The following is a 3,724-nucleotide window of genomic DNA, read 5'->3' as shown; positions in this document are numbered from 1 at the left end:
TCGCGTCGACCACGGCGGTCACGCCCTCGTCGCGCAGGTAGGCACGCAGGCCGTCCACGCCGCCGAACCCGCCGATCCGCGTCTCGCCGACGGGCATCCGCGGTCGCGCGACCCGCCCGGCCAACGACGACGTGAACCGCAGCCCCTCGAGGGAGCGCGCGAGCGCGCGGGCCTCGGCCGTACCGCCCAGCAGCAGCATCATGCGACGCTCCCCGCTCCCGGGGGCAGCAGCGGCAGGTCGGCGGGAGCGCCGTCGCGGGCGAGCGTCCAGAGCGCGTCGACGTCGAGGTGCTCCTCCACGAGGTCGCCCAGACGGTCGAGCCGTGCCTCGCGCAGCGCCCCGAAGGACACGTCGGAGTCCGGGAGGGTCGTGCTCGCGGCAGCCGCCACCTCCGCGAGGAACGCGTGCCGGAACGCGTCGCCCTCGAGGCTGCCGTGCCACATGGTGCCCATCACCGCACCGCGTCGGGCACCGGCCAGGAACTCCTCGTCGGCGCCGCGCGTGATGCGGCCGTGGTGGATCTCGTAGCCCGACGTCTCCGCGCCCAGCGCCTCGCCGACGGGGAGCCGGAGCACCTTCTCCGTGCCGAACGTCGTCTCCACGTCGAGCAGCCCCAGGCCCTCGACGCTGCGCGGTGTCGACGCCTCGACCGCGTCGGGGTCGTGCACGTGCCGGCCGAGCATCTGGAACCCGCCGCAGATCCCCAGCACCGGGCGCCCGGCCCGCGCGTGCGCGACCACGGCGCGGTCCAGGCCGCGGGACCGCAGCCACGCGAGGTCGTCGATGGTCGCGCGGGTCCCCGGCAGCACGACGAGGTCGGCGTCGGCGACGTCGCGTGGGTCCGACACGAACACGACGTCGACCCCGGGCTCCACGCCCAGGGCGTCGACGTCGGTGAAGTTGCTGATCCGCGGCAGCCGCACGACGGCGACGCGCAGCGCCCCGGCGGTGCCGGAGCGCCGCCCCTCGAGGTCGAGCGCGTCCTCGGAGTCGAGCCACAGCGTCGGGTCCCAGGGCAGTACGCCGAGGAACGGCCGCCCGGTCAGCTCCGTCAGCCGGTCGAGCCCGGGCGCCAGCAGCGAGACCTCGCCGCGGAACTTGTTGACCACGAACCCCGCCACGAGCGCCTGGTCGGCGGCGTCGAGCAGGGCCACCGTCCCGTGCAGCGCCGCGAACAGCCCGCCGCGGTCGATGTCGCCGACCACGACCACCGGCATCCGCGCGTGCTGCGCCAGGCCGAGGTTCACGTAGTCCGACGCGCGCAGGTTGATCTCGGTCGGCGAGCCGGCGCCCTCGGCCACGACCACGTCGTGCCGTGCGGCCAGGTCGTCGAACGCCGCGTGGGCGGCCTGCGCGAGATGACGCCGCCCCTCGACGAAGTCCGTCGCGTCCACGACCCCGCCGGGGCGGCCCATGACCACGGCGTGGCTGCGCCGGTCGCTGCCCGGCTTCAGCAGCACCGGGTTCATCGCCACCTCAGGCGTCGCCTCCGCCGCCAGTGCCTGCACCCACTGGGCCCTGCCGATCTCGCCGAAGCCGGCGTCGGCGTCGTGCCCGAGCGGGACGACCATCGAGTTGTTCGACATGTTCTGCGCCTTGTAGGGCGCGACCCGCAGGCCCCGGCGCGCGAACGCCCGGCACACACCGGTCGTCACGACGCTCTTGCCCGCGTCGGACGTCGTCCCGGCGATCATCAGCCCAGGTGTGCGCACCGGGGCAGACTACCGACCCGAGCCGGACCGCCCGGCCGTGCTCCTGGTGGGGAGCACGGCCTAGGAGGCGCTCGTCGGGCGGGGGAGCGTGAACGGGACGCTGGGCGGCGCCCACTCCTCCTTGCCGAGGCGGGTCATCGGCGCCAGCCGGTCGAACTCGGGGTGGCCGTCGACGAGCACGTGGTCGGCGACGCTGAACAGCAGCACCTCGGCGAGCACCAGCGTCGAGTCGCCGAGCTCGGTCGTCGAGTGCAGCCGGCACTCGATCGACGCGGGGGAGTCGACGACGCGTCGGGGCGCGACCAGCTGGCTCGGCTCGGTCGCCAGCCCCAGCTCCTCGGCCTCGTCGACACCGTGCTCGTACGGCGCGCTCGACCCGTTGACGGCCTCGGTGAGGGGTTGCGTGGCCAGGTTCACGACCAGCTCCCCGGTCTCGCGGACGTTGCGCAGCGTGTCCTTCTCGCCCACCGACGTGAACGCGAGGATCGGCGGGTTCGCGCACGCGACCGTGAAGAACGAGTGCGGGGCGAGGTTGCCGCGGCCCTGCGCGTCGACCGTGCTGATCCAGGCGATGGGTCGGGGGACGACGAGGGCGGTCATCAGCCGGTACGGCTCGACCCCCTCGTCGCCCACGACCAGGCTGGTGCGCAGGCTCACGGCGCGAGGGTGGCGACGTCGATGACGGCGCGGTAGCGGACGTCGCCGTCGACGACCTTGTCGTAGTACTCGTCGACCTGGTCGGCCGAGATGACCTCGACGGTGGCGGTGATGTCGTGCTCGGCGCAGAAGTCGAGCATCTCCTGCGTCTGCGGGAGGCCGCCGACCATGGAGCCCTCGACCGCGCGGCGCATGGTCAGCAGCGAGAACGCGCCGACCTCGAGCGCGTCGCTGGGGGCGCCGAGGTTGATCATCCGGCCGCCCCGGTCGAGCAGGCCCAGGTAGTCGTCGAGCGGGACGGACGCGCCGACGGTGTTGAGGATGACGTCGAAGGAACCCTGCAGGTTCTTGAGCGCGCCCTCCTCCTCGGTGGCGACGTACTCGGAGGCGCCGAACGCGAGCCCGTCCTCCTTCTTGGCGTCGGTGCGGCTGAGCACGGTGACCTTCGCGCCGAGCGCGGCAGCGATCTTGACGGCCACGTGGCCCAGGCCGCCCATGCCGATGACGCCGACGCGCGAGCCCTCGGTGACGCCGTGGCGCACGAGCGGGGCGTACGTGGTGATGCCGGCGCAGAGCAGCGGCGTCGTGCCGGCGAGGTCGACGCCGTCGGGCACCTTCACCGCGAAGTGGTCGCGGACGACGACCTGCTCGCTGTAGCCGCCGTAGGTCACCTCGCCGTCGTAGGTCTTGGCGGAGTAGGTCTGCACGACACCCTGGTCGCAGAACTGCTCCTCGCCGTCCTTGCAGGCGTCGCACTCGAGGCAGGAGTCGACGAAGCAGCCGACGCCCACCGTGTCGCCGACGGCGTGCGCGGTGACGTCGGAGCCGACCTCCTCGACCGAGCCGATGATCTCGTGACCGGGCGTCATCGGGAAGATCCCGGCGCCCCACTCGTCGCGCGCCTGGTGGATGTCGGAGTGGCAGATCCCGGCGTACTTGATCTTGATGCGCACGTCGTTCGGCTTCAGGTCACGTCGCTCGAGGTCGACGGTCTCGAACGGCTTGCCGGCGTCGGGGACGGACAGGGCGGAGACGGTGGTGGTCATGCCATCCACGGTAGGCACGCCCCCCGCACCCCGCAGCGCGAGCGACCGGGATCACCCCCACGTCCCGTTGGTCGAGTGCCTCCACGAGCGCCAGCGCGGGGAGGCGTATCGAGACCACTCCGGGCCGTCGCTGGGGGTTGGCTCGCGCTGGGCTGTTGCCGGGTGGTCTCGATACGCGTCCACGACGCTCGTCCCTCGCGCGTGGCCGCTACTCGACCAGCGGTGGGTGTCGTTGGTCGAGTAGTCGACGCCGCGACGAAGGAGCTGGCGGAGACGTATCGAGACCACTCCGGGCCGTCGCTGGGGGT

4 protein-coding genes are annotated in these 3,724 nt (G+C 73.0%); all 4 read right to left on the bottom strand.

Annotated elements, in window-relative coordinates:
* Positions 1-202, bottom strand: a 202-nt coding sequence (locus tag NH339_RS17610; RefSeq protein WP_253027297.1) for a precorrin-6A/cobalt-precorrin-6A reductase, incomplete at its 3' end; no start/stop codon positions are given.
* Positions 199-1,695 carry a cobyric acid synthase gene (locus tag NH339_RS17605; RefSeq protein WP_253027298.1) on the bottom strand — a complete coding sequence of 499 codons (1,497 nt, stop codon included), beginning with the start codon at positions 1,693-1,695 and terminating at the stop codon, positions 199-201. The genes NH339_RS17605 and NH339_RS17610, both read right to left, overlap by 4 nt.
* A gap of 78 nt (positions 1,696-1,773) precedes the next feature.
* Positions 1,774-2,370, bottom strand: coding sequence for a flavin reductase family protein (locus NH339_RS17600; protein ID WP_253027296.1), 597 nt, complete (start codon positions 2,368-2,370; stop codon positions 1,774-1,776).
* Positions 2,367-3,416, bottom strand: coding sequence for an NAD(P)-dependent alcohol dehydrogenase (locus NH339_RS17595; protein ID WP_253027295.1), 1,050 nt, complete (start codon positions 3,414-3,416; stop codon positions 2,367-2,369). Before NH339_RS17595 ends, NH339_RS17600 begins: the two co-directional genes overlap by 4 nt.
* Positions 3,417-3,724: the final 308 nt, after the last annotated feature.

Source organism: Aeromicrobium sp. CnD17-E (assembly GCF_024124745.1).
GTDB lineage: Bacteria > Actinomycetota > Actinomycetes > Propionibacteriales > Nocardioidaceae > Aeromicrobium.
Note: the sequence above shows the minus strand (reverse complement) of the source record. Positions and strands in the feature narration are given on the sequence as shown.

Coding starts and splice junctions, on each gene's coding strand:
- NH339_RS17605 (WP_253027298.1), bottom strand. CDS start 1,695: ATGATCGCCGGGACGACGTCCGACGCGGGCAAGAGCGTCGTGACGACC.
- NH339_RS17595 (WP_253027295.1), bottom strand. CDS start 3,416: ATGACCACCACCGTCTCCGCCCTGTCCGTCCCCGACGCCGGCAAGCCG.